The organism is Mucilaginibacter mali (assembly GCF_013283875.1).
Classification (GTDB): domain Bacteria; phylum Bacteroidota; class Bacteroidia; order Sphingobacteriales; family Sphingobacteriaceae; genus Mucilaginibacter; species Mucilaginibacter mali.
This window is the reverse complement of sequence record NZ_CP054139.1, coordinates 2,455,320-2,481,042: the sequence shown is the minus strand read 5'-3', so window position 1 is coordinate 2,481,042 and position 25,723 is coordinate 2,455,320. Positions and strand designations below refer to the sequence as shown.

Genomic DNA, 25,723 nt, shown 5'->3' with positions numbered 1-25,723 from the left:
AAACTACTAATAATGCGTATGATTAGCCACATTCAATTGCAAATACCGCAAGTCGGCTTTCCTGTCCTTACCTGTATGTATCGCCGTACGTGAGCCATAAATACGCATCACGCCACGACCAAAGGTAACCACCTCATCCGCCCCGCGACCGGTAAAATCAAACATGTGGTAAACCTGATCGGGGAAATAGAGCACGCCTTCGCCTTTGTTATCCAGCTTAAATTTGTACCAAAAAACTTCGCGCACGCCTTTGCCATGCCAGTTACCGCTTACAAAGTTGGGGTTACCGTTTATTGGGAAGCCATGCGGCCACATGTTCACTAAATTACCCTTGTTATCATACCAAAACAGCTGACTGGCCAGGCCCGGTTCGCCAGGGGCCTTGCCATAGGTACGTCCACCGATAACCGTTTGCGGCGCAGGCACGCCCGGGAGGAAATTGCCCACATCCAGTTGCTGGCTGTGCTCGGCTACTGCCTGCCAGATGATCTGTTTAGTCATGCCCTTAATGGCGTAAACGCCGGTCTCGCTGTTGGATATCACAATGTCCAGCTTGCCATCGTGGTCCATATCAATCACCTTGTAGCTATCGGCATGGTCGTGGTTATCGTTTACCAAATCAAAGCGGTTCCAGATCTCCTTTCCTTTGGCATCCAGCAGTTGCGAACCGACAAGAATTTCGTCAATGCCGTCCTCGTCGATATCCAACGGGTAAATATAATGGCCCTGGTTATCCTTTAGCCGTTTTTCGGTATGCTGCCAAAGCTGTTTCAGGTTGCTATCGTACAGGGTGGTGTTAATGGTGCCGCCCATATCGGTAAACACAGCAATTTCGTTAGGTGCACCTTTGGTTAACTTGGCAATGGCCAGACGGAAATTGTTATACACATGCGGCAGCGGTTGCGTAGGCCATTCTGTTTTGCGGATGATCTCGCCGGTTTGGCCATTGGCGATCACCAGCCACTCCTTACCGTCAATAAAGCGCCAGTGTACTACTTCGGCCTTGCCATCGTGGTCGAAATCCCAGATCACGCCCGGGGCTTCAAATTCAGAGCGTAGCCTGGCGTTTTCAGGCGGTGCCTGGTATTGCCATAATTGTTTGCCCAAGTTATCGAACATGGTTGCTGTAAAATCGGGCGAGAGGATAAGGAAGTCGGTTTTCTTATCGCCATCTACATCGCCAAATTTTGGCAGGCCGGGGAATAGCGGCGACTTATATTCCTTCAGCAAAACCACATCGGGATTAAGCTGGTAGGGCAAGATGTCTTCTTCCTTCAGATTTGGATTCTTGCTCAGCACAATCACATCAACAATAGGCGAGGGGTTAATGCGGGTGATCTTCACCACGGTGCGCCCCGCCTTCAAATCAAACGCCGAACCGCGCTTCCAGCTCAACGTCGTATCGCCAAAACGCTCGGGCGTAACCATATTGGCCACTACTACCTTAAAACCGGTACGGCGTTCGCCGCTACTACGCACATATACATAATATTTGCCGGCTTCGGGTACGTTTACCCAGGTTATGAGGTTGGTTAGCGAATTAAGCACCAGCGCCGTGTTATTGAAATACCAGCTATCGCCGCGGGCATCGGCAATGATATCGCCCTTAGGCATGCCGCCTAAAAAAGAGGAAGCCGGGACGATAACCGTACCTGCAGGAGCTGCCTTTTGCGCTGATGCATCATTGGTAAACAGGCAAATGGATAAGCATACACAAACAGCTAATTGTAAAAGTGTTTTCATAATTCCGTAAGGGTTTGGCGGGCAAACAGGTTTAATTGGAAATATAAAAATGCTTTTTTATTTGGATGGCGGCATCCTGTACTGTTATGGCTTTGCAAGCGTTCAATGATTGAAAACAATGTGTCATGCTGAGTAATATAATCCCGGCGGTCTCTAATGGTTTTTATGACATGCCGATGAAAGCCCCTCTAAATCTCCCCCAAAGGGGGAGACTTTGGAACCCTCTCCTCTGGAGAGGGCAGGGTGAGGCTTCAGCGGAAAAACAAACATGTCATGCTGAACTTGTTTCAGCACCCCATCACACAGGTCCGGAATGCAGTGCTTAACTATGCAAGTGGGGTGCCGAAACAAGTTCGGCATGGCGCTTTGTGCTTTGTTGTGGAATGATGAGCCTACAAATAACTCAACCCCTCAAACTTGTTTCCGAAATAGTAGTACGGCTTAAAATCGTCCTCTGCAAGTTCGCAGCTAATCAGCCTGCCCGTGCCTCGCACATTGCCAAAGAGACTGGATACGGGGGCATCCGCAGCATCGCGACCGGTGGCTATTTTTACCATGCCGTTTAGCGGGGCAAGGCCGGTGGCATCAAACAGCACCCAATTGTCGCCAAGGTAAGCTTCGAAGCAAGCATGAAAATCGGCCGGTTTTAGCTTATAGGCATAGCCGGTAAAGTACCGGGCCGGAATGGTTAGCGCCCGGCAAAGGGCAATGCCCAAATGGGCGAAGTCGCGGCAAACGCCGGCCTGTTCGGTAACGGTATCAAAGGCCGATGTTTGAGAGTTGGTCGATCCGCTCAGATACAGGATATTGGTATTTATCCAGTTGGTCAGTGCGATCACCTGTGCGAAGGGACTATCGATATCACCAAACATATGCGCAGCCAAACGGTACAACTTATCCGACTGGCAATAACGACTGGGGTTGAGATAAGGCAATATTTCCGGATCGAGCTTAGAGATCGGCTCTTCGGTTAGCTTCCTGTAGTTGTTTATTTGGTACGAGGTATCAACAGTAGCCTTATAATTTACACGCAATTTGCAAGCCTTAGGCACGGCCAGGCGCATCATGCGGTTTTCGCCACCTACAGATGTAAGTTCATCTATTTTAACATCGCTTTCGCTTACGATAAATTCTTCGTGCAAAATCTTTTGTTCCTGCGTACGCAGGGCCTGTATGTTCAATATCAGCGTACTTGCCGAGGATATGTTATAGTCAAGCTGTGCCGATACATTTAATTTCATACAGTATTTTCAGATAAATTGTGAAAAGCCTTCTCCATCCAGTCTTCGCCAACGTTTTGCAGCGCGGTGCTTAATTCCTGCGCCCATTGGTCGGATATATATTCCAGATCTTTTTTCTCGTAACGTTGTTCGATCATATCGAACGAATCTTTTTTATACAAAACCACATCTATCGGGAAGTCCACATTGTTGGAACTTACCCTGGTGCTGTCAAACGACAAGAAGCCCACCTTCAGTGCTAACCGCATAGATGAATCCTCCTTCAGCACCCGGTTCAATATCGGTTTGCCATGCCCCGAGTTACCGATGATAACAAACGGCGCGCCGCTGCCCAGTTCAACCCAGTTACCTTCGGGATAAAGCAGGAAGAGCTTATGCTCCTCGTCGTCCTTTAACTGCCCGCCTATTACCGTGTTTAAATCAAATTTAAACCCGGCTTTTTCTAAGGTTGCCCGGTCTTCATTAGCAACACGCTTCACCTGTTCGCCAAAGGCGTTAACGGCTTTGTAAAGCTTGTTGTATTCTTTATGCTCCAGCATTTCCTCAAAATACACCATGGCCTTATCACGCACCGAGCGCAGGCCGCTGGTCATGATATAAAGCGAAAAGTGATCCTTTTGCTTTACCCAAACCTTCTTTTTTATGGTGGTATCCGTGCCGGATGTTATGCGTGTATCGGCTATGGCTATTAATCCTTCTTTAACTTTTATACCCAGGCAATAAGTCATTCTTTATATTAATTATCCAACCGCCAAAGTAAGCCAAATAATGTAATATTTAGAAGATATGAGTCGGAAATTACCGGGTATTCGTCAGGCAATTTATTTACACATTATAAACTCAGTGCAAAATCTCTGTGAACTCTGTGGTTATTTTAAAAATAAACCCACGGTAAAATTAATGTCGCCTGTGTAGTAAAATCCTCATCTTTTTTATATTTTCAAAACCTGTATGAGATATTGTAAGATCAGGGCTTTTGCTATCGGTTTAAGTGTGCTGTTGCTATCGGGATTAGTGAAAACTGCCGGTGCCGCAAATCCTGTGGTGCATATTTCGCCCAGGCCATTGTGGATAAGCGCCTTAAAACCGTATGATCAACGCCCACCCGCGCGCAGCATTGAGAACGGCTATTTCCTGATGCTGTTTGAACGGCAGATGGATGTAGACCGTGCTGCTGATTATCACCATTTCATCCGCGAGATCGTATCGGAAGCGGGCATACAAAATGGCTCGCAAATATCGGTAAGCTTTGATCCGGCTTACGAACGGCTTGATTTTCATGAAATAGTGGTTTGGCGCGATAATAAACCGCAAAACCGCCTCAACCCGGCCGATTTTAAGGTGATGGCGGATGAGCAGGATTTTTCTAAATTTATTTACCAGGGCAGCTATTCGGCTAATTATATTATTCCGGATATCCGCAAAGGCGACCGCATCGAATATTCGTACACCATAACGGGCCGTAACCCTGTTTTTGGCGGCAGGTTTTGCCAGGATCTGTATATACAGGGCGGACAGGTGATCGCTCACCAGTATCTTAGTTTGCAGGCATCCGCGTCGCGCAAGCTGTATGTGAAGAATTTTAACAAAGTGCCAAACCCGGTTATCACTACCGCCAATGGTGCAAAGCATTATGTTTGGGAGAGTTTCCAGGTGCCCGCGGCCGATGATCTTGGTAATTCACCCGGCTGGTATGATACCTATGCCAATATACAGGTAAGCGAATACGATAACTGGGCGCAGGTAATTAACTGGGCATTGGCGGTTAACCCGGTATCGTCAGCATTACACGGCGAACTGGCGCAGCGTGTGGCAAAATTAAAGGCCGAGGCCGGTAACGATAAGGAAAAATACTTCCGGCTGGCGGTTAAAATGGTTCAGGACGAAGTGCGGTATATGGGGATTGAAATAGGAGAGTACTCGCATCGGGCCAACCAGCCTGAACGTGTTTTTAACCAGCGTTATGGCGATTGCAAGGATAAGGCCCTGCTGCTGGTATCTATACTGCGCGCCAATAATATCCAGGCCGATATGGTGCTGGTGAATACTTCCTTGCAGGATAAGGTAGAGCGGCTGCTGCCTACAACCGACGCGTTTAATCATGCCGTTGCAGTGGCTACGGTTAATGGCAAGCAGGTTTGGGTTGATGCTACCATGTCATACCAGCGTGGTAAGGGTACCGATCTGTACTTTCCTAAATATGGCAAGGGACTGCAATTGAAGCCCGGCAATACCGGTTTGGTAGATATCCCGGTTACCAAATTAGGTAAGATCACCTCGCGCGAAAAATATACCGTAACCAAGGTGAGCGATAAGGTGCGTTTGGATGTAACCAGCACATATACCTTAGACGAGGCCGATGATATCCGCAGCAGGTTGGCATCGAACGGTTTATACACTACCGAAAAGAATTACCTGAAGTACTACGCCAAGATCTACCCCAAAATTGAAAAACGCGATTCGTTGATTGTTAAAGATGATGAGGAAAGAAACGAACTGACCACGATTGAAAGCTACCTGATCCCTGACTTTTTTACCCGCGACACTACGGTTGTTGGCAAATTTACCGCGGGCTTTTACGCTAATTCTATCGACGAGCAGTTGCCAACCATTACCAATCAAACTAAAAACCCCGTAACCTTAAATTACCCTTATGATATTGACTATACCATAGAGGTGGTTTTGCCATCGGGCTGGGGAATTGCTGACCGGCAGTACGATGTTAAGCGCGATGCTTATCACTTTAATTCGGATTATACTGCTAAGGGGAATTCGCTGTTGTTACACTACCAGTTCTCGTTTTTGAAGGATTTTATCCCTGTCGATCAGTTAGAACAGGCGCGGCAGGATATCAGTTTGTTGCGCGACAGTAAACTATCCTACAGCTTTTCGTATACACCCGGCGCGGGCAATTATGATACCGCAGGGATAAAGTTACATCCTAATGTATGGATGATTGCCCTGGCACTGATCACCCTTGTGATATGCGTTGGTTTGGCCATCTGGATCTATCATATCGAAACACCGGGGATTGTTTTTGCCCACGGCGCATCGTTTGTAGCTATTGGTGGCTGGCTGATACTGGTGTTGATAGGGTTGTTTATTACGCCTTTTATTGTAGCTAATACTTTTATCACCGGCGATTACTTCAGCATGTCGGCCTGGAATCTGTATACCGACACGGGCAGAAGCAGCGCGATAAGAGCCCTTATTGTTTGGGAAACAATTGGGTATACACTTATTTTTTGCCTGGCCGTTTTTTGCCTGGTGCTTTTTTTAAACAAGCGCGATATATTGCCCAAAACAATTACTGTTTACCTGGGCTTTATTGTTGTTTTTAACCTGGTTGATTACCTGCTATCTCTTAGGTTACATAGCGACACCGTTAATTACACAACGGGATACGCGATGGTACGCAGTATTATTGCCGCGGCCATATGGATACCTTATTTCCGCCGGTCGGAGCGGGTGCACGAAACCTTTATTGTTCCACACCCGCCTTATAACTTCAGTTATGAAAAACCCGGACCACCTGCCGAATGATCGCCCGCAAAATTTAGACTGGATAAATAACCTGCGCATTATCGCCCTGTTCGCGGTGATCATGCTGCATTGCAGTTCGCCCTTACTGGCTGATTATATAAAAGTACCCCGTGCGCAATGGCTGGCCGCCGACCTCTATAACGCGCTTACCCGTTTTGCCGTGCCTGTTTTTGTAATGATAACCGGCGCGCTGCTACTGGGGAGGGAAGAGGATGTATTTGTATTCCTGAAAAAGCGATTGGGCAGAGTAGTGGTGCCATTCCTGTTCTGGAGTTTGGTGTATGTGGCCTATGCTTATTATAACGAGGAAATTCCTTATACCGGCGATACCTGGATAACTGTTAAGCAAGTGCTGCACCAATTGAAATACGGTAGTTCGTACCACTTGTGGTATGTGTATATGCTTATCGGTCTGTATCTTATAATTCCGGTGTTGGGTAAATTTATCCGTAACGCGTCCGAAAAAGAAACGCTTTACTTTTTGGTGGTTTGGCTGGTGGTGATGTTATTCAGCCAACCATACTTAATGCGCTACAACCCGCAGGTTGATGCCCGGTACTTTGGGGGATACATTGGTTACCTGGTGTTGGGCTATTACCTGGCTAATAAACAGTTTAGCAACATGCGTGTGTTTGGTATGATGGCTGTGCTGGCTATTGCGTCAGTGGCTGTTATTACATGGGGGACTGCTTTATTGCACCAGCATTATAATGGTATCAGCACCCTGATGTACGAGCCGCTTAGCTGGCCGATCGTGCTCGCGGCCTCGGCTATTTTTATGATGATGAGGTTTACAAAGTCGCTTAGATCCATAGCAATAATTAACATAAGAAATTTTATTACAAAATATAATTATGGCATCTATTTAGGGCATGCGCTGGTGCTTACTTTGCTGGATTATGATGAGCATTATAACCTCAGTTATAAATCATTCAACCCGTTTTTCAGTATCCCGCTTACGGCATTGGTTTGCTTCGTATTGACCTTGTTGTTGGTGTACCTTATTAACAAGTTGCCCTTTATTGGTAAGTATATTTCGGGGTAATTAAATTTTTATTGGATGCAATCACCTATAGGAGGTATAGGGTTAGCATTATCACGTTAATGATAAGCCCGTTAAATTTTACTATCTTGCGCAATTCTACAAATACAGATAGTGACATTCCAGGATTTTAACTTTAACGAACATTTAGCCGAGGGCCTTGATGCCATGGGCTATACCACCCCTACACCTATACAAGCCATGGCCATCCCCGTAATTATGACGGGGAAAGACCTGATTGCCTGCGCACAAACAGGTACCGGTAAAACAGCATCATATTTATTGCCCGTATTAAACAAAATAGGCGAGGGCGACAAAAGCCATATCAATACCCTTATTTTAGCGCCCACACGCGAACTGGCCCAGCAAATTGACCAGCAGGTAGAGGGCCTGGCCTATTTTACTGGTATCAGTTCGGTAGCGGTATTTGGTGGTGGCGATGGCATTGTTTACGAGCAGCAGCGCCGTGCCATACAAAATAATGTAGATGTGGTAATAGCCACACCGGGCCGTTTGATCGCTCACTTAACTTCAGGTGTGCTTAAAATGGACAGGTTGCAGCACCTGATACTGGACGAAGCCGACCGTATGCTGGATATGGGTTTTTATGATGATATTACCCGCATCATCAGGCATTTACCGGCCGACAGGCAAACCTTATTGTTTTCGGCTACCATGCCGCCACGGATCCGCCAGCTGGCCAACAGCATTATGCGCAATCCCGAGCAGATCAATATCGCCATTTCTCAACCTGCTGTGGGTATCGATCAGCAGATGTATCGCGTGTTCGATAATCAAAAGATCCCGCTCATTAAGAAGATATTGGCCGAGGGCAATTTCCTGAGCACCATCATTTTTTCATCAACCAAAGAGAAAGTGAAGGAGGTTTATAAGGAGCTGCGTTCGGCAAAGCTTAAAGTGATGGCCTTCAGTTCAGATTTTAAACAATCGGAACGTGAAGAGATCCTGCGCGATTTTAAAAATAAAACCCTGCCTATTATTATTGGTACCGATGCGCTTTCACGCGGTATCGATGTAGAGGGGATAGATCTGGTGATCAATTACGATGCCCCGCCCGATCCGGAAGATTATATCCACCGCATTGGTCGCACGGCCCGTGCCGCTACTACCGGAACGGCTATCACCCTGATCAATCATCGCGATGAGCATAAACTACGCCGTATTGAGCAAATGATCGGTAAGCCAGTACCGCAAAAGCAATTGCCCGAAGAACTGGGTGAAGCCCCCGGACCTGTACCGGAGCGTACCCGCCATCACAATCATAACGATAAAAGGGGTGGCGGTAACAGGCCATCCGGTGGAGGTAAACCATCAGAAGGCGGCGAGAATAAAGACCCTAAAAAGCGCAACAAGAAAAAGAAGTGGCCAAGGCGCAAACCTAAGGGCGATGGGAAACCAAATGAAGGCAGCGCGCCCGCACCATCATCACCCGTAACGGAATAACAGTTCGTCGGTACGGGTGTACCGTGTTTTTAATAACAGGCTTATCTTTTCTATCAGGTTACGTTCAATAAAAGGTTTCAGCACAATATCGTTGGCACCGGCTTGCTGGTACATATCCCTGTCGTCTTTCAATACATTGGCGGTGAGTACTATTACCGGCGTTTCTGCTTTAACGCTATTGGTGTTGTTTCGTATCAAACCCAATAGTTCAAGGCCACCCATTACCGGCATTTGGATATCGGTAAGCACCATGTCGTAATGATTAGTCTCGAATAGTTCGATAGCCTCCTGTCCGTTATAAGCAATATCGCAGGTGATATTCCACTTTTTCAGGATGGTTTTGGCTAATAGCACATTCAACTGGTTATCCTCGGCCAGCAATACGTGCGCGCCGGTTACTTTTTGGGCAAGTTCGGCCGGGCTGATCGGTATATCAATAACGCAATCCTCTTTTTTAGCCACCATAAAAGGCAGTTCGAAGCTAAATACCGAGCCTTTACCCAATTCGCTGATCACTTTGATATGGCCGCCCTGTAGCTCAACTATCTTTTTGCATATCGCCAAACCTAAACCTGTGCCTTTATGGCGGGTAACCTTCTGCGCATCGTTCACCTGCGAAAATTCATCAAATATCATCGGCAGGTCATGCTTTTTAATGCCAATGCCGGTATCTTTAATACGTACTTTTAGCAAAGCCCGGCCATTTTTTAGCGGCATTACCACCGCTTGTAAAAATATCTCGCCCGACGGGGTGAATTTGATCGCATTCACCATCAGGTTCATTACCACCTGTTTCAGGCGCAACATATCCCCACTAAAGCAGGTATCCTCGCTAAACAAAAAACTTTTCCTCAATTGTAAGCCTTTTTTAGCAGCCTGGATATGTACCGTGTTCAATACCCCGGTTAATGCGTCCTGCAGCACAAAGGGCTGTTGCTCAAATGCCATTTTACCGGTTTCGTATTTCGAAAAGTCCAGTATCTCGTTAACCACCTCCAACAGCATGTGCGATGAGTTGCGTATCGCGTTTATTTGTTCTACCTGGTCGGGCTGTAGCTTACTCATGCTCAGCTGCTCAGAAAAACCGATGACCGAGTTGAGCGGGGTGCGGATCTCGTGGCTCATGCTGGCCATAAAGCGGCTTTTGTTATCGGCATATAGGCGGGCTTTTTCGGCGTCATCAATAATATCACGCGCGTTAATAAATATCTTCCAAATGTTATACAGCACAATGATCACCATTGCTATCAAAACACCAAGGGTTATTTTCGACAAATAATTATACTCTTTAAATACGTCTGTTACCTTTCCGGTAAGTTCGGCTTTGCTTTCATTCGCGTAAGCAAGTTCAAGCGTTTTATATTGTTTTAATTCAGATATAATACTGATTACAAGGTTGTTATTGATCAATAGGATGTCATGCTCATTGCTGCGCAGCTTATTGTTCGCGGAGTAGAGCTTGTGGTAATAATTACGGGTTTTTGTGGGGAGTACCGTGTAAAACGTTTTTGCCTCGGTTATGGTTTTTACGGTATCACGCTTCACCATTACAGGCCTGCCAGGTTGTGTTTTGTTTTTACCGGTGATTGCAGCTATAACCCGGCCAAGAAACCTTTTACGTGCCTGCGGTTGAGCATTTGTTTTTGGCGATTGTTTTAGCGTGTCGACATGGATCACCGTCTTTACCGTTTGCTTTACCGGGATAGGTATCCGCATTTTAGTGAAAGCCAGCGTACTGTCTATCTTCGATGTCGATGCGATCAGGCTATCGGTTAACCGGCGTAATTGTACATAACTATTGGTTTTGTCTGCTTTTTCCTTAACCAGTTGTTTCAGGTTGTCGGCTCTCAAATTGCTTATGCCCGGCGCACTGAATTTAATTTTACTTAACAGTTCACTCAGTTTGTTTATCTGTACAGAAAACTCGCGAATGTAACGTTTATCGCCGGTTACCGCATATAGGCGGCTGTTGTTATCGGCATTATATAGGTTAAGCAGGCAACTGTCTATCAGTTCGGAGTTTTCGCGCGCTGAGATCAATTTGCTGATATTGCCCTGTAGTTTTTGCGCACTATTATAATGTATGTATAAATAAATTGCCCCCGAAAACAACACGGTAACCAGCAGGACAATTAAGCCATAGCGCAGTACAGGTATTTTTTTTATACTAATCATAGGCGGTTGAATGATCCGTCATTATCAAAAAAATGTGCTTAATAGTTACACATATTTGATAATTAGGACATTTTACCTATGAGAACGGGGCGATATAAATTTGGTTTTGACGACCCTATAGCCAAAAGTTGTGCAGTGCTTTTGCGTCGAAATATTTACAGTGTCTCAAGCCTGAAACCCTTACCGTGGATGTTAATTAATTTAACAGACGGGTCGGCTTCCAGTTTTTTGCGAAGGCGGGAGATGAACATATCCAGGCTGCGGCCAACAATAACACCTTCATCTTCCCATATCTCTTTTTGCAGGCGGGCGCGATCTATCATTTGGTTAGGCGACTGCGCGAATATCAGCAGCAGTTTGCTTTCCTTAACAGTAAGCTGAATGGATTGATGGCCTATAGTGAGGTTCCGGGCAGTTTTATCAAAAGTGATTTTTCCTATCGTGATGATATCGCTTGTAACTGGTTGATCTATTGCGGCTATCTCAATTTGATCTTTACGCTTCGGTTTAAATAATAGCAGGCCAATAAAAGCCAGCAGCGGCAATCCGCCTACCAGGTAACCTGTTTGCCGGGCGCTGATGCCCTTGTTTTTGAAAAGGATATTTACCCGGTAGCAATCCACCGGTTGTTTACGACCAGAGCAGGGGATCACGTTATTTTTATTGCCATTAAGCACGGCATAGCCGAATATCACCTGCGGGCTTGAGCAACCGATCACATTTACCACATAATCAGCTGATGCATCATTACGCGCAAGGGATGATTTGATGGTTTTAACCAGCGAATCAGTTTGAAAGGTAAACTTGTTTTCAAATTGTAACTGGTATTCGTTTTCGGCAATTTGTTTAACGGGTAGCACGCGCGAGGTACTATCGCCCGATTGCAGCAGTAACAGGTGCCCCACATTGCGCAACATGATGCCGCGTTTGGCAAATTCAAAAGCTTCACTATCGGCCGAGTTTTTGACATACGCGCATGACGCTACGATCATTAGCAAAACAAGCGCGCCTGCCAGGTAGTATAAACGGTTGCCAAAAATCATCTGAAATAATATTGCACATGAATTTACGAATTTTACATTTCTTTTTACAAAATCTGTTGCAACGTTATCGTAAACAGCTTTTAGGTTTGCTTCATCAATTAAATACATTATGAAAAGAAGAAACCTTTTTTACCTGTTGTTAGCGGTAATCACCTTAAACCTGCATCAAAAGAAATGCTTCGGACAGGCGTCGACCTATTTATTGGATATCAGTAAAAGCAAGCTTTTTTGGCAGGGCACAAAAACGGTAGGTAGTAAGCATACTGGTACCATACTATTTAAAGCGGGCAGCCTTAGTACCGATGCCGGCGGTAAATTCAATACCGGCAATTTTATTATGGATATGAACAGCATCAGCAGCAATGATCATCAGCAAAAGAAAGATAACCAGGAAGTTGATGAGCAATTGAAAGGAGAGAGTTTCTTTTCTGTAGCAGGGTATCCAACATCTGCCATAAATGTTATACGGATAGATGCAACCGGCACTCCCGATCAATATAAGGTAACCGGTAACCTGACCATAAGGAATATAACACGGCAGATAACCTTTAACGCTGTAATAAAACAGGCGGTAAACCGAGTAAAGGCCACAGCCGAGTTCACCATCGACCGGATAAAATTTGGGATCCATGAAAAGCCTAACCCCAATATCATGTGGTCATTGCAAAACGCGATATTGTCTGACGATATCCCCATCCGCCTCAACCTGGAGTTTGTTAAGAATTAAGGCGGGGCCTCGTTCATTTTGTTGTCGGCTGATAAATGCTTAATTTTGATGCAGATACTAAAAACTAATCAAACACATGAAAGCTATTTTATTATTTGCCGCGGCATTGCTGGTATCAGTTGGTGCTTTCGCGCAAGACAAGATAACGCCTGCTGCACCGGGGGTTACCTATGGTAAAACTGTTACGGCCGGCAAGGCAGTGAATACCCAAACGCTGGCCGCTTCGTTTAAAAGCGATTCGGTTTATACTGGCCAGATCACCGGCGAAGTAGTGCAGGTTTGCACTAAAAAGGGCTGCTTTATGAAACTGGCCCAGGCCAACGGCGAACCGATTATGGTTACCTTTAAAGACTATGGTTATTTTATGCCGCAAAATATTGTAGGCAAAACTGTAGTACTTGAGGGTACCGCTAAAGTAACCACCACATCGGTTGAGCAATTACAACACTATGCCGAAGATGCCGGCAAAAGCGAGCAGGAAATTGCCGCGATAAAAACCCCTAAAAAAGATGTAGCCATTGTAGCTGATGGCGTACTCGTAATTAAATAAGTTTTATTTACCTATATCGTATTGTAACGGCCCCGGGCAAATATGCCCGGGGCCGTTTTTGTTTAATTGCGTTTGGATAAAATAAATTTGAAAATTTACTTGCGTAACTAAATGGTTACGCTTATAATTGTAACCGAACGGTTACTTATTTCAATATAATAATGAGAAGAGATGTATTCCAGGCCATTGCCGATCCTACCCGCCGCGCTATTATTAATATGCTGGCTGCCGAGCAGATGAACCTGAACGCTATTGCTGATAAATTCGATATCAGCCGGCCGGCTATTTCAAAGCATATTAAGATATTGATGCAATGCGGCCTTATTACCATCAGGCAGGAGGGGCGCGACCGCTATTGCCTGCCCGATTATAAAAAACTGGGCGAGGTGGCTACCTGGGTAGATCAGTACCGTAAATTTTGGACAAGCAAGCTGGATGACCTGGACAGGTTTTTGTCATCCGAAGAAACAAAATAGTAAATCAATTAAACAAACATCAATATGGAAACATCAAAAACACAACCGGTTGTAGTAGAGAAAAGCTATAACGCCCCGGTTGGTAAAGTATGGGAAGCGCTTACCGATAACGATAAAATGAAGCAATGGTATTTTGTTTTACCCGAATTTAAACCGGAAGTAGGTTTTGAATTTGAATTTATGGGCGGCGACCCCAATGGCGAACAATACCTGCACAAATGTGTGGTAAAGGAAGTTGTCCCGGGGAAAAAGCTGGCCTATAGCTGGCGCTATGATGGCTACGCGGGCGATTCGCTGGTGACGTTTGAATTGTTTGAAGAGGGGGCTGGTTCGCGCGTGAGGGTTACTCATGCAGGTTTGGATACATTCCCTGCTATAGAAGCCTTTGCATCAAAAAACTTCAATATGGGCTGGAACGCTATTTTGGGTGAGAGTTTGAAGGAGTTTGTGGAGAGGGCGTGATAAAAACCAACCCGCCATCCTGAGCGATAGCGAAGGTTCCCCGATAAGCAGAGTGGAAATGCATAGTTTGGAATCCTTCGCTATCGTTCAGAATGACGCGCGGGGTTGTGAAATTGACATTTAATTGAAACCCTTATCACCCGCTAATTGTATCTTTGTAAGCTTATACTATTTGCGAGGAGTGAACTATGAAACCGGGAGATAAGGTAATTTGTATCAACGCGGCTATCGACCCTGAAAAAGCCGAGGAGATACGGCGTGACTTTGAGATATGGATAACTAAGGATAAGGAATACACTATTCGCGAGGTATTAGATAATAATGGCATCGTACCCGGTTTGTTGTTAGATGAAGTGCACAACTTTCCCAAATACTTTAAACTGATAGACAGGATGCAGGAGCCGGCCTTCGCCTTATGGCGTTTCCGTAAACTAAATTATGCAACTGCCGAAGCTGCTGAAGAACATGCAGAAGAGTTGGTAGGTGTGGAACCTGAGATAGAAAAGCTTATTCGGAAATAATTAAAATATTGGCTCTTGCCTGTTATCCCAAAAGAATAAAACCTGGATATACTCCTCATGTATCTGATAATAAATAGAACATTGGGGAGTTATTAAGCCTCGTCTGACGCTATCGCTAAAATCAGATGCTTGAAAGATATAGGGATCCCGCGAAATATTTTTTAATATTTGGTCAACTCTTTTTTTGAACTTCTTGAGCGCCGCTTCGCCCCATGTATTTTTTATATAATTTGCTGTTGATAAAAGGCCCTCAGTCGCATCATCCGAAATAAAGATCTCGAAACTCATATTTTATCTAAAAGCTTTTTAACATCTTCATAAGATGAATATTGGCCATTCTTAAATTGTTCCTGACTCTTTTTTATGCCATCAATAACATGTTGGGGAGTTGCAATAAGCGTTTCTTCCTTGCGTGTAAATAAAGTCCTGATATCTTTAAGCAAAGACCTGTCATCTGTCTCCAGTAACATCTTAGCTAATTCAATTTTTTCGGCCTGCAAGTTCATATTCAAATTTACTTAATCACGGTCATTATAAAAAGTAAATATTCTCAACTACTGCTTATTCGCTTTTTTAATACTGTCGGCTTTTGCTTTAGCCTTGTCTTTGAAAAAGGTTTTAAAAAACCAGTTGCTTTGCAGGGCCTCCAGGTCATCATTCAGTTTTACCGAACCTTGCTGCAAATTGTCGAGGGTCGAACGGATTTGCGAAGCGGCCTTAGGGTCGTTTAGCAATACACCCATGGCATTATCCTTGCTGTTTAGCTTAGCGCTGGCGGTGTTAAGGTTATTTACAAATTCGGATGCTGAGGCGGTTGATTTCTGCAGGTTATCTACCGATGCCCTTAATTTACGGTAAGTACTGGTATCGGTCAGCAGGTTATCGGCCAAAGTACCTTTGCTGTTTAGCTTAGCGCCAAATTTATCCAGCTCCAAAGCCATGCGGGTGGTTGCAGCGGTAGTATTGTTCAGGTTTTGTACAATGGTACGGAATTTCATAGCCAGTACGCTATCACCCATTAAAGCGCCAACTACGCCTTTGCCTTCGGCCATTTGACGGCTTATCTTCTTAAAATCGGTAGTGATAGCTAAAATGTTCAGGTTGTTTTGTTGTAGGGTTTTGGTGATATCATCGGTTGATAGCAATTTCTCGGCCTGCAAAACATCACCGTCCTGTACCGGCGGCGCCTGCGGGCTGCCACCATCTATTACAATGATCTTGTTGCCGATCAATCCGTCCGAACTGATACGTACCCCCGCATTGCGGTGAATATAAGGCTGTAAGCTTTTGTCAACAGTCATCTGTACATCAACCTGCGATACGCCTTTAAACTTAATGCTGTTGATAGTGCCTACTTTAACCCCCGAAAACCAAACAGCGCCGCCTTTTTTCAAACCGGCAACGTCATCAAACACCGCGCTGATCTGTATGCCGCCGCCAAAGGTTTTTTGGTTGCTGCCTAAAGTAAATATCCCTAATACAAATATAACAATGCCAAGGGCAATGAATATGCCCACAATAATGGCCCGTTTATTTTCTCCTGTATCCATGTTTGTTTTATTGTATAAAGTTATAGTCGTAAAATGGTTTAACACGGGCATCGTCCGTATCAAATACCTCGTCAAAATTACCCTGGCGCTGAAACTGGCCCTCAAGTAATATAGATATGCGGTCGCCGGTGCTTTTGGCGCAGGTCATATCGTGCGTAATAATAATTGATGATGTTTTGTAACGCTCCTGCACCTCGTTTATCAGATCGTTAATTTCGATGCAGGTAATCGGGTCCAATCCGGCGGTAGGTTCATCATACAGCATAATTTTAGGCTGCAGGATAAGCGTACGTGCTATACCGATACGCTTCCGCTGCCCGCCTGATAATTCGGATGGCATTTGGTTGATGGTACGCGACAGGCCAACAGCATCCAGTACAGTTTCAACTGCTTTATCGATCTCTGCCCGGCTAAGGTTGCGCTGGTTACGCACCAGCGGGAATTCCAGGTTTTTACGCACGGTCATACTATCGTACAGCGCGCTGTTCTGGAACGAGAAGCCGATATCCATGCGCAGCTTTTGCAGGTTATCTTCGGTTATTGTGGTTACTTCCTCGCCTAATACCTTCACCGTGCCACTATCAGCCCTAAGCAGGCCAGATATGATCTTGATCAGTACCGATTTACCTGTACCCGAACGGCCAAGCACCACCAGGTTTTCGCCCTGGTAAAGATCAAGATCCACCCCACGCAGAATGTGCAGATCGCCGAACGACTTGCGCAGGCCGCGTATGTTAATTACGGTATTGTTGTAATCGATATGTCCTTTAGGTTTATTCATATATATTAGCGGAACCAGCCCGCTATCTGTACAATAATTATTTCTTCAATAAATACCAAAAACATGGCCGTTACTACCGATGCGTTTGCTGCTTTGCCTACACCTTCGGTGCCTTTATCGGCATAGTAACCCTGGTAACAGGCCACGATGCCAATAGTAAACCCAAAAACAAGAGATTTAACCAGCGATGCTTCAAAATCGATAAAAGTTAATGGTTCAAATACCTGCTGCATGTAGGTGCTGTAACTGGTACCTTCGCCGGCATTAACATTTAAGAAACCACCCAGCAAAGCGATAAAACCCACATAGGTAGCCAGCAGGGGGATAGCCAAGCTGGTAGCAATTACCCGCGTGCAAACCAGGTATTTAAAAGGTTTGGTGCCCGATACCTCCATGGCGTCGATCTGTTCGGTAACCCGCATCGAGCCTAATTCGGCCCCAATGCTCGAGCCTACTTTACCGGCTGCTATTAACGCGGTAACCAAAGGGGCGAGTGCACGCATAATAGCGATGGAAACCAGGCTGGGTAACCACGAGGTGGCGCCAAACTCGGATAAAGACGGGCGCGATTGCTTGGTAAAGATCACCCCTACAATAAAACCGGTTACAGTGATCAGCGTGAATGAGCGAACACCCACCTGGTAACATTGTTTAATTACCTCGTTCCATTCGTATGGTGGCAAAAAAACTTCTTTAAAAAACCTGGCTACAAACAGGTATATCTTGTACAGGCTCAGAAAAAAATTATCCAGGCCACGCCTAAAGGAACTGTACCTTCGCGGTTGTGCAGGTGTTAACTTATCCGGGGTATCCATTAAATCATTAAAATCGTAATTGCGGCAATTCTATTGTCAAATATTGTATATATTGACAATGCGCCCGCAAAACTGTTTGCGCCTGCAAATGTAATATGTTTACCCGAATAGCTTTAACGATTTAATGTTAAGCGAACGTAAAGATTAAAAATAATTGACTTTTTAACTGCTAAAATCAATTGTTTAACTTGCCTGGAGCCTGGCTTTATTTATTTTACAAATAAACGAACCGATAATTATAGCGATAAGTACTGCCATGTGTTCATAAAGCAAGCGATATTCGTTGTGGCTGGTAGTAAATTCGATATAAGTGATAAAAAATAAATGGCTAAGTTGAAGCATAAATAAATTTAAGAAGTGCCTTTTTGAATTAGCTACCATCCAACCTGTTGGGATACCTATTATTAGAATTGCCAGGTATTTGAAACTGTCAGAATTTAATAGATTAATGAAACCCGCTATCACAGTGATCATCACACCCAAACCAAAAGAAACGGGCCAGGTAATATTTAGGCTGAATGATTTTAGGTTTCTGAAATCTGATTTACGATAACGAATTGTAAACCAGGCTGTACAAAAAAGTAGTATCCCGTAAAATACAAACCCACATGTGGTGAAAGTAAACATATCACCCGTTAGGTCTACGTAATATTTTCTAGTTAAGTTGGTGATGGTGTGAAAATTAAAGAAAGCTGTAAATGCTCCCAGTATAATTACCAACACACTTAAAAAGGCACTGTATTTTATCAACAAATTATTAAACCAGGTTGCTATTACTGTTGCCCTTGTTAAGCATATTACAGCGAGACATAAAACCAGGATGTTGAGTACATTTAATATAACAGATATTTGATATAAGGATATGTACGGCCTTGGTTTAAAATCACCAGTTAGTCTGCGGCTTATAAACCGCAAAAAAGCCGGATAAACAAAATATAGATTTTGAAGCATCATAAATATAGTACCGCCCCAAAAAAGCATTAATAAGCTACGGTTAGCAGCAAAATCGGGATTTACCTTTTTAAATTCCTGGTCGATAGATAAAGGCTCGCCCATGCGATGTCTTGCTACAAACCAGGCTTCTTTGTCGCTTAGGCCATTTGCCTGCAAGCCTGATATTTCATCGCGCAGGTGCTGTGTTATTTCTTCAACATCGTCAGGGGTTAGCGCGCTAAGCAACATGGTTTGCTGCCAGCTGCCGATCTCCTTTTCTAAATTAAAAATGGGTTGAGTTTGGTTCATAAATTAATTTGCTGCCTGTCATTAATGTTTTAAAGTGCTTTTTATGATAATATGCCCGAAAACTACTTTGACTGCAAATGTAATGGGGGGGGTAGCCTTAGCGATTTAATATTACAGAGAAATTAAAAATAATTGATTTTTTAACTGCTAAATCAATTGTTTTAACCGGGATGTATGCAGTTTGTTTATTACATATCCGGTATACAAAGCAAGCCAGGTGCTTGAATATTCTATCACTGCCATAAAGGGATGATGCGTAAAAAAGTATGTTGTAATGCAAAAGCATAAAGCAGTAAAGTGCACCATGAAAAAATTCAAAAGAATTCTTTTTGAATTTGTTATTGTCCATCCGGCAGCGCCAAATAAAATGAATATCAGTATAATTTTTAGATAAAGGGATGGATTTTCATTGGCATTGGTGAGAGCCGTTATAAATTCTAAAATAGTGCCTATCATCAATGACATGATCCAGTTGATGTGTCTACTAAAAATTTTAAAATTTCTGAGTTCCTGGTTACGATAGCGTATTGTGAACCATATAGTACAAAAGATAAGTGCCCCATAAAATATTGAACCCATTACAGCAATAGAGAAATCAAGCGTGCGATTTTCACGATATATGCTACGCATCGATTGGCTTATTGCCCCATAATTCCTCATAGCAACGAATGTTACCGTAGTGATAAGTATCAGACTGATATAAATGCTGTATTTTATTAGTAATGTATTGAACCATATGGATATTTTAGTTGCTCTTATGTTAACCAGTATGATTAGGCCAACTGTAAGAACACTAAAAATATTTAATAAAACCACAGCCTGATCTAATGTTATAAGTGGTTTTTCCCACGTTTTGTGCGGGCCATTGTACAATGGTGTCATTAATCTTGTCGGATAGCTAAATAATGCAGTTTGTAGTATCATAAATATGATTCCTCCCCAAAATAACATTACTAAGTTACGGTTGGCGGCAAAATCAGGGTTTACTTTATTAAATTCATTGTTAATAGCTAAAGGGTGGCCAATACGTTGCCTTGCCACCATCCATGCTTCTTGCTCGCTTAAGCCATGGTTTTGTAACTCAAGCGTTTCATCACGAAGGTGTTCTGTAAGTTCTTCTACATCGTCGGGTGTTAAGGCGCCAAGCAGCATGGTTTGTTGCCAGGTACTAATCTCTTTCTCCAGATTATAAAAAGGCTCAGTTTGGTCCATAAATTAATTATCTCACCTTACATTTACATGTGTTTGTTTTAAAGGCAATAATAATAACTTATCTGCAAAAAATGATGCTGCGCAAATATAATGCGTTTAGCCTGTCATAATCTTACCAATATAATATAGGCACGTTAAAATTGTCGATGGTTGGTCTTTGGAAACCATGCGCTTAGGACGTGTGAGGGTGCGGCGTTGTTAGTTTTTTTATAATGAAACCAATAATCAAGGCAAATAGTATAGAAAAGTAATCTGTTGCACAACTGAGCCACGGCCAGTGTGCAAACATAAAAAGCATAACCCAATAAACGTAAAAAGCACCAAGTTGTACTGTAAATAAGTTTAACACGTACCGTTTGGAGTTACCTATCATCCATCCGGCTGTACAAAATAAAAGCGCGATGATGATATATTTTAAACCATATAACTCAAAAAATTTGGTGCTGAGTATAATCATTTGTATAATAAGCCCTATAGCCAGCGCGGTAAGCCAGTTAATATTTTCGTTAAAGGTTTTAAAGTTCCTTAATTCTTTTTTGCAATAGCGCATAGTGAACCAGGCCGTACCAAAAATTAGCGAGCCGTAAAATATAATCGCCAGCATATTTAAAGTGCTGTTAAAGTTGGTGCCTTTGCTGATATTGAAGAACATGTTTTTAAATGGAATATAATTAAAAAAGGCAATGAACGAACCTGCTACTAAGAGTATCGGATTAATTATACCGCTATTTTTTGTAAGCATCCTGTTAAACCAAATAACTATTTGGTTTGATCTTGCTATGATAACAATACCTCCAATTAAAATAGTAACACTGAATATATTTAACAGGTTGTTGGTTTGCGTATAGCTCAGGAGATATTCAATGTGCAGTGTTGAACCATGCCCGACAAGGTGCCACAAACGGGTAGGCAGCACAAATAATAAAGATTGCATTACCATAAATATGGTAGCGCCCCAAAACGCCATTAACATGTTGCGGTTAGTTGCAAAATCAGAGTTTACTTTGCTAAACTCAACGTCAATGTCTGATGGCTGTCCGATGCGCTTTTTTGCAATTATCCATGCTTCATCCTGATCTAAGCCGCTGCTTTGTAATCTTTCTATCTCATCAACCAAATGCTGGGTTAATTCTTCAACATCATCGGGAGTTAGCGCTGTAACCAGCATAGCTTGTTGCCAGTTACCGATCGCGTTTTCTAAATTAAAAACACTTTGAATTTGCTCCATAAATCAGCTTAAATATCACCTGCTTGCATAAAACCATTTCTGCGGAAATAAAAAAGGCAACCAGCAACAAATACGGTATTTGCCGTATCTGCCGCCAGTTGCCGGGGCTCATTAAATTAAAGTGTATAAAGTTTAGGTTGTAAGTTCCATAATTCATTTATCAGCTGATACATAGCATCCCAGGCGGCGTGTTCATCTTTAAAATAATCATTGCCTTTTGATGTGATACTATAGTACCGGCGTCGTTTTTCGTTTTCAGCAATGCGCCATTCAGATATAATAAACTCTTTATCCTCTAACTTGCGTAAAATGGGGTAAAGTGTACCATCCGAAAATTGCAATTGCCCTTTCGATGCTTCTTTTACTTTCTGTATAATCTCGTAACCGTAACTCTCACCCTGTTTCAATATGGCCAATATAACAGGTATCGATGTCGCAGCTACAAGATCTTTACTAATTGCTGTCATGACGTTTCAAATATACATTGAATTTCTATGTATCCAAATTTTTTTTAAAATCTTTTCTCAAATTGGTGAACTAATGGTAATTACTGTTAGATTTACATTTATTAACCATCATATAAACCAAACAAAAATATGAACATCTACCTTAAAAACTATGCGGCTATTTTATTAGCAGCAGGTATTGCTACGCTAAGCGCCTGCTCAGGCTCATCAAGCACAAGTTCAACCGCTACAACCGATAGTAGCAGCGCAACAAAAACTACAGCCGCTTTACCGGTGGCCGCAAACTTTCAGAAAGACGTTGAAGGCAAAAAGACCGACCTCTACTACCTTAAAAATAAAAATGGGGTAGAAGCAGCTATTACCAGTTGGGGCGGCCGTTTAGTAAGCCTTTTAGTACCCGATAATAAAGGCAAAATGACCGATGTGGTTGTAGGCTTCGATAGCCTTGGCACTTACCAGGTAGCAGGCGATTTTTATGGCGCCACTATCGGCCGTTATGGTAACCGTATCGGTAAAGCCACTTTTACGCTAAATGGTAAAGCCTATACCTTGCCGGCCAACAATGGCCCGAATACGCTGCACGGCGGCAAATTTGGTTTCGATACAAAAGTATGGGATGCAAAAAAGACCGACGGCCACACCCTTGAACTTACTTATATATCTAAAGATGGCGAACAGGGTTTCCCTGGCAACCTGAATGTTAAAGTGATTTATAATTTACAGGATGATAACAGCCTGAAAATTAGCTACGAAGCTACTACCGATAAGCCAACTGTTTGCAATTTAACCAACCATGCTTACTGGAACCTGAATGGTTGCGGCAGTGGCACCATATTAAACCACATGCTGCAAATTGATGCTGATGGCTATACACCGGTAGATACTACGCTGATCCCGACCGGTAAAATTGCCCCTGTGGCAAACACACCTTTCGATTTTCGTACTGCTACCGCTATTGGCGCACGTATTGGTCAGGCTGATGATCAGTTAAAAGCAGGTAAAGGTTACGATCATAACTATGTACTGAACAAACACGATATCAGCAAAGCCATCACCACCCTTACCGGTGATAAAAGCGGCATTGTGATGGAAGTATTTACCGAAGAGCCGGGTATCCAGTTTTACAGCGGTAACTTTATGGCCGGTAAGTATGCGGTTAAAGGCGGCGCTAAAAACGATTACCGTACTGGTCTTTGCCTGGAAACCCAGCATTTCCCGGATTCGCCAAACAAACCTGCTTTCCCAACTACCGAGTTGAAACCAGGCCAAACGTATAAAACAACTACGGTTTATAAGTTCTCTGCTAAGTAATTAAACGTTCTGTCATTGAGGAGCGTAGCGACGTGGCAATCTCGTAGCTACGCTCTTTTTGCTACGAGATTGCCGCGCTATCGCTCGCAATGACATTTATAAAGAAATATGAAAGTCCTCAGCTTCTTCTCTGCTATTTTACTATCCTCAGCAGCATTTGCCCAACAGGATTATCCCGTGCAACCGGTGCCGTTTACCAGTGTAAAGCTGGCCGATAAATTCTGGTCGCCGCGCATTGAAACTAACCGCACGGTAACGATACCAGCTTCGTTCGAGCGTTGCGTAAGCACCGGCCGCGTAAAGAATTTTGAAATGGCCGCCGCCAAAAGCGGCAAGTTCTGTACTACCTATCCTTTTGACGATACTGATATCTATAAAACCATCGAGGGTGGATCATACTCGCTGGCCGAACATCCGGATAAAAAGCTGGATGCCTATATGGATTCGCTGATCACTATTGTTGGCAAAGCGCAGGAGCCGGACGGCTATCTATATACTGCCCGTACCATCGACCCTTTACACCCGCATTCGTGGTCGGGGACCGAACGTTGGGTGAACGAGGCCAATATGAGCCACGAATTATATAATAGCGGGCATATGTTTGAAGCCGCCGCGGCGCATTATATGGCCACCGGCAAACGCAATTTTCTAAATATTGCCCTTAAAAACGCCGACCTGCTGGTGGCCACTTTCGGGCCGGGGAAGCGGGGAGTAGCGCCTGGGCACGAGATCGTAGAGATGGGCCTGGTGCGTCTTTATCGTATCACCGGCAAAACCGATTACCTGAACCTGGCCAAGTTCTTTATTGATCAGCGTGGTAAAAAGGCTTATAATAAAAAGAGCAAAAACGTGTGGGAAAACGGCACCTATTTCCAGGATGATAAACCCGTGGTAGACCAGGACGAAGCCGAAGGACATGCTGTACGCGCCATGTACCTGTATGCAGGTATGGCCGATGTAGCCGCGCTTACCGGCGATAAGCAATACCTTGCGGCTATTGATAAGATATGGGATAATATGGTAAGCCAAAAAATGTATGTGCAGGGTAGTATCGGCGCCGTTGGCGATGGTGAACGCTTTGGCGGAAACTATGAATTACCCAATGCCACTGCCTACAACGAAACCTGTGCTGCTATTGGCAATGTTTTTTGGAACCAGCGCATGTTTCTGCTTCATGGCGATGCTAAGTATATTGATGTGCTGGAGAAAACACTGTACAATGGTTTAATATCGGGCGTAGGGCTGGATGGCAAATCGTTTTTTTATACCAATGCCATGCAAATTACCAACGGTTTCACCCATGCCGATGCCGAGCCGGCGCGTTCGGGCTGGTTTACCTGTTCGTGCTGTCCAACCAATTTGGTGCGGTTGATCCCGGCTATTCCCGGTTATGTTTACGCCCAAAAGGGTAATGATGTTTATGTGAACCTTTTCATCAGTGGCACCGCAAACCTGAAGGTAAACGGTAAGGCGCTAAACATCGTACAGCAAAATAATTACCCATGGGACGGGGGATTGGCCTTTACTATTAACCCCTCATCGGCAATGGATATGAACTTAAAGATCCGTATACCAGGTTGGGCCAGGGAAGAAACTATACCATCAAACCTGTACAGCTATCAACAGCCGGCGATTAATAAAGTAGAGATAAAACTGAACGGTAAACCTGTTGAATATATCATGAAGGATGGTTACGCTGTCATCACCAAAAAATGGAAAGCAGGTGATAAGATCGACATCTCGCTGCCTATGGAAGTTAGACGTGTTATTGCCAATGTTAAAGTAACCGATGATATTGGTAAGATAGCCCTGCAACGCGGCCCGATTATGTATTGTGCCGAATGGGCCGATAACGGCGGCAAGACCAGCAATTTCATTATCCCATCAACTACAACCTTTAAACCCGAACATAATGCTGGTTTACTTAATGGTGTAACTGTATTAAAGGGCGATGTAAAACAAGTGAATATTGATGCTAATGGCGAAAACGTAAACACGGTGAACAAGCAAATCACTGCTATTCCATATTACTCGTGGGCTAACCGGGGTAAGGGCGAAATGATGATATGGTTCCCCAGTCAGGTAAAAAATATTAGCTTGATGGCACAGTAATGGCCTGAACCAAGATTT

24 protein-coding genes are annotated in these 25,723 nt (G+C 43.9%); 10 read left to right on the top strand and 14 right to left on the bottom strand.

The features are described 5' to 3' along the window. Positions 1-6: 6 nt before the first annotated feature. The 3 genes from HQ865_RS10495 to HQ865_RS10485 all read right to left on the bottom strand — a co-directional run bounded on the left by HQ865_RS10495 (position 7) and on the right by HQ865_RS10485 (position 3,712). Positions 7-1,743, bottom strand: a complete 1,737-nt coding sequence (locus HQ865_RS10495) for a hypothetical protein (RefSeq protein ID WP_173414859.1) — start codon at positions 1,741-1,743, stop codon at positions 7-9. Between the two features lie 392 nt (positions 1,744-2,135). Beyond that, entirely contained in the window at positions 2,136-2,984 is an 849-nt protein-coding gene (locus tag HQ865_RS10490) for a transglutaminase-like domain-containing protein (protein WP_173414858.1), read from the bottom strand. Next, positions 2,981-3,712 (bottom strand): peptidase, encoded by a 732-nt coding sequence (locus tag HQ865_RS10485; RefSeq protein ID WP_173414857.1) that lies wholly within the window; start codon positions 3,710-3,712, stop codon positions 2,981-2,983. The genes HQ865_RS10490 and HQ865_RS10485 overlap by 4 nt, the downstream gene beginning before the upstream one ends. 223 nt (positions 3,713-3,935) lie before the next feature. On the opposite strand from HQ865_RS10485, the gene HQ865_RS10480 reads away from it, so the two are divergent. The 3 genes from HQ865_RS10480 to HQ865_RS10470 all read left to right on the top strand — a co-directional run bounded on the left by HQ865_RS10480 (position 3,936) and on the right by HQ865_RS10470 (position 9,033). Beyond that, a complete protein-coding gene (locus HQ865_RS10480) occupies positions 3,936-6,527 on the top strand; it encodes a DUF3857 domain-containing protein (RefSeq protein ID WP_173414856.1) in 2,592 nt (863 codons plus the stop codon). Next, entirely contained in the window at positions 6,499-7,572 is a 1,074-nt protein-coding gene (locus tag HQ865_RS10475) for an acyltransferase (RefSeq protein WP_173414855.1), read from the top strand. The genes HQ865_RS10480 and HQ865_RS10475 overlap by 29 nt, the downstream gene beginning before the upstream one ends. 111 nt (positions 7,573-7,683) lie before the next feature. Continuing rightward, positions 7,684-9,033, top strand: a complete 1,350-nt coding sequence (locus HQ865_RS10470; RefSeq protein WP_173414854.1) for a DEAD/DEAH box helicase — start codon at positions 7,684-7,686, stop codon at positions 9,031-9,033. Here the strand turns inward: HQ865_RS10470 and HQ865_RS10465 are convergent. Beyond that, positions 9,016-11,208 (bottom strand): ATP-binding protein, encoded by a 2,193-nt coding sequence (locus HQ865_RS10465; protein WP_173414853.1) that lies wholly within the window; start codon positions 11,206-11,208, stop codon positions 9,016-9,018. The two genes, HQ865_RS10470 and HQ865_RS10465, sit on opposite strands and share 18 nt — an antisense overlap. Before the next feature lie 155 nt (positions 11,209-11,363). After that, positions 11,364-12,251 (bottom strand): winged helix-turn-helix domain-containing protein, encoded by an 888-nt coding sequence (locus HQ865_RS10460; RefSeq protein ID WP_173414852.1) that lies wholly within the window; start codon positions 12,249-12,251, stop codon positions 11,364-11,366. A gap of 109 nt (positions 12,252-12,360) precedes the next feature. Here HQ865_RS10460 and HQ865_RS10455 point away from each other — a divergent pair, with 109 nt between their 5' ends. The 5 genes from HQ865_RS10455 to HQ865_RS10435 all read left to right on the top strand — a co-directional run bounded on the left by HQ865_RS10455 (position 12,361) and on the right by HQ865_RS10435 (position 14,987). Then, positions 12,361-12,978, top strand: coding sequence for a YceI family protein (locus tag HQ865_RS10455; RefSeq protein WP_173414851.1), 618 nt, complete (start codon positions 12,361-12,363; stop codon positions 12,976-12,978). 76 nt (positions 12,979-13,054) lie between these two features. After that, the gene (locus HQ865_RS10450) at positions 13,055-13,528 is read left to right on the top strand and encodes a DUF4920 domain-containing protein (RefSeq protein WP_173414850.1); all 474 of its coding nucleotides are present in this window, start codon (positions 13,055-13,057) and stop codon (positions 13,526-13,528) included. A gap of 161 nt (positions 13,529-13,689) precedes the next feature. Continuing rightward, the gene (locus HQ865_RS10445) at positions 13,690-14,004 is read left to right on the top strand and encodes an ArsR/SmtB family transcription factor (protein ID WP_173414849.1); all 315 of its coding nucleotides are present in this window, start codon (positions 13,690-13,692) and stop codon (positions 14,002-14,004) included. Positions 14,005-14,028: 24 nt separating this feature from the next. Then, positions 14,029-14,466: an SRPBCC family protein gene (locus HQ865_RS10440; RefSeq protein WP_173414848.1), complete on the top strand. Its 438-nt coding sequence runs from the start codon at positions 14,029-14,031 to the stop codon at positions 14,464-14,466. Positions 14,467-14,654: 188 nt separating this feature from the next. Further along, entirely contained in the window at positions 14,655-14,987 is a 333-nt protein-coding gene (locus tag HQ865_RS10435) for a hypothetical protein (protein WP_173414847.1), read from the top strand. Here HQ865_RS10435 and HQ865_RS10430 read toward each other — a convergent pair whose 3' ends face one another. The 9 genes from HQ865_RS10430 to HQ865_RS10390 form a co-directional block, all read right to left on the bottom strand. Beyond that, positions 14,988-15,275 (bottom strand): type II toxin-antitoxin system RelE/ParE family toxin, encoded by a 288-nt coding sequence (locus HQ865_RS10430; protein ID WP_173414846.1) that lies wholly within the window; start codon positions 15,273-15,275, stop codon positions 14,988-14,990. Beyond that, positions 15,272-15,493 carry a hypothetical protein gene (locus HQ865_RS10425; RefSeq protein WP_173414845.1) on the bottom strand — a complete coding sequence of 74 codons (222 nt, stop codon included), beginning with the start codon at positions 15,491-15,493 and terminating at the stop codon, positions 15,272-15,274. The genes HQ865_RS10430 and HQ865_RS10425 overlap by 4 nt, the downstream gene beginning before the upstream one ends. A 48-nt stretch (positions 15,494-15,541) precedes the next feature. Next, a complete protein-coding gene (locus HQ865_RS10420) occupies positions 15,542-16,537 on the bottom strand; it encodes an MlaD family protein (RefSeq protein ID WP_173414844.1) in 996 nt (331 codons plus the stop codon). 7 nt (positions 16,538-16,544) lie between these two features. Beyond that, positions 16,545-17,318: an ABC transporter ATP-binding protein gene (locus HQ865_RS10415; protein WP_173414843.1), complete on the bottom strand. Its 774-nt coding sequence runs from the start codon at positions 17,316-17,318 to the stop codon at positions 16,545-16,547. 5 nt (positions 17,319-17,323) lie between these two features. Continuing rightward, complete coding sequence (locus HQ865_RS10410; RefSeq protein ID WP_173414842.1) at positions 17,324-18,133, bottom strand: MlaE family ABC transporter permease; 810 nt, start codon at positions 18,131-18,133, stop codon at positions 17,324-17,326. Between the two features lie 183 nt (positions 18,134-18,316). Continuing rightward, a complete protein-coding gene (locus tag HQ865_RS10405; RefSeq protein WP_173414841.1) occupies positions 18,317-19,375 on the bottom strand; it encodes a hypothetical protein in 1,059 nt (352 codons plus the stop codon). A gap of 147 nt (positions 19,376-19,522) precedes the next feature. Continuing rightward, positions 19,523-20,587 (bottom strand): hypothetical protein, encoded by a 1,065-nt coding sequence (locus HQ865_RS10400; RefSeq protein WP_173414840.1) that lies wholly within the window; start codon positions 20,585-20,587, stop codon positions 19,523-19,525. 172 nt (positions 20,588-20,759) lie between these two features. Next, on the bottom strand, positions 20,760-21,815 hold the full coding sequence (locus HQ865_RS10395) for a hypothetical protein (protein WP_173414839.1): 1,056 nt from the start codon (positions 21,813-21,815) through the stop codon (positions 20,760-20,762). Positions 21,816-21,931: 116 nt separating this feature from the next. Further along, a complete protein-coding gene (locus tag HQ865_RS10390; RefSeq protein ID WP_173414838.1) occupies positions 21,932-22,282 on the bottom strand; it encodes a PadR family transcriptional regulator in 351 nt (116 codons plus the stop codon). A 129-nt stretch (positions 22,283-22,411) separates the two neighbouring features. Here HQ865_RS10390 and HQ865_RS10385 point away from each other — a divergent pair, with 129 nt between their 5' ends. Further along, complete coding sequence (locus HQ865_RS10385; protein WP_173414837.1) at positions 22,412-23,593, top strand: aldose epimerase family protein; 1,182 nt, start codon at positions 22,412-22,414, stop codon at positions 23,591-23,593. 108 nt (positions 23,594-23,701) lie between these two features. Further along, the gene (locus tag HQ865_RS10380) at positions 23,702-25,705 is read left to right on the top strand and encodes a glycoside hydrolase family 127 protein (protein ID WP_173414836.1); all 2,004 of its coding nucleotides are present in this window, start codon (positions 23,702-23,704) and stop codon (positions 25,703-25,705) included. Positions 25,706-25,723 lie beyond the last annotated feature (18 nt).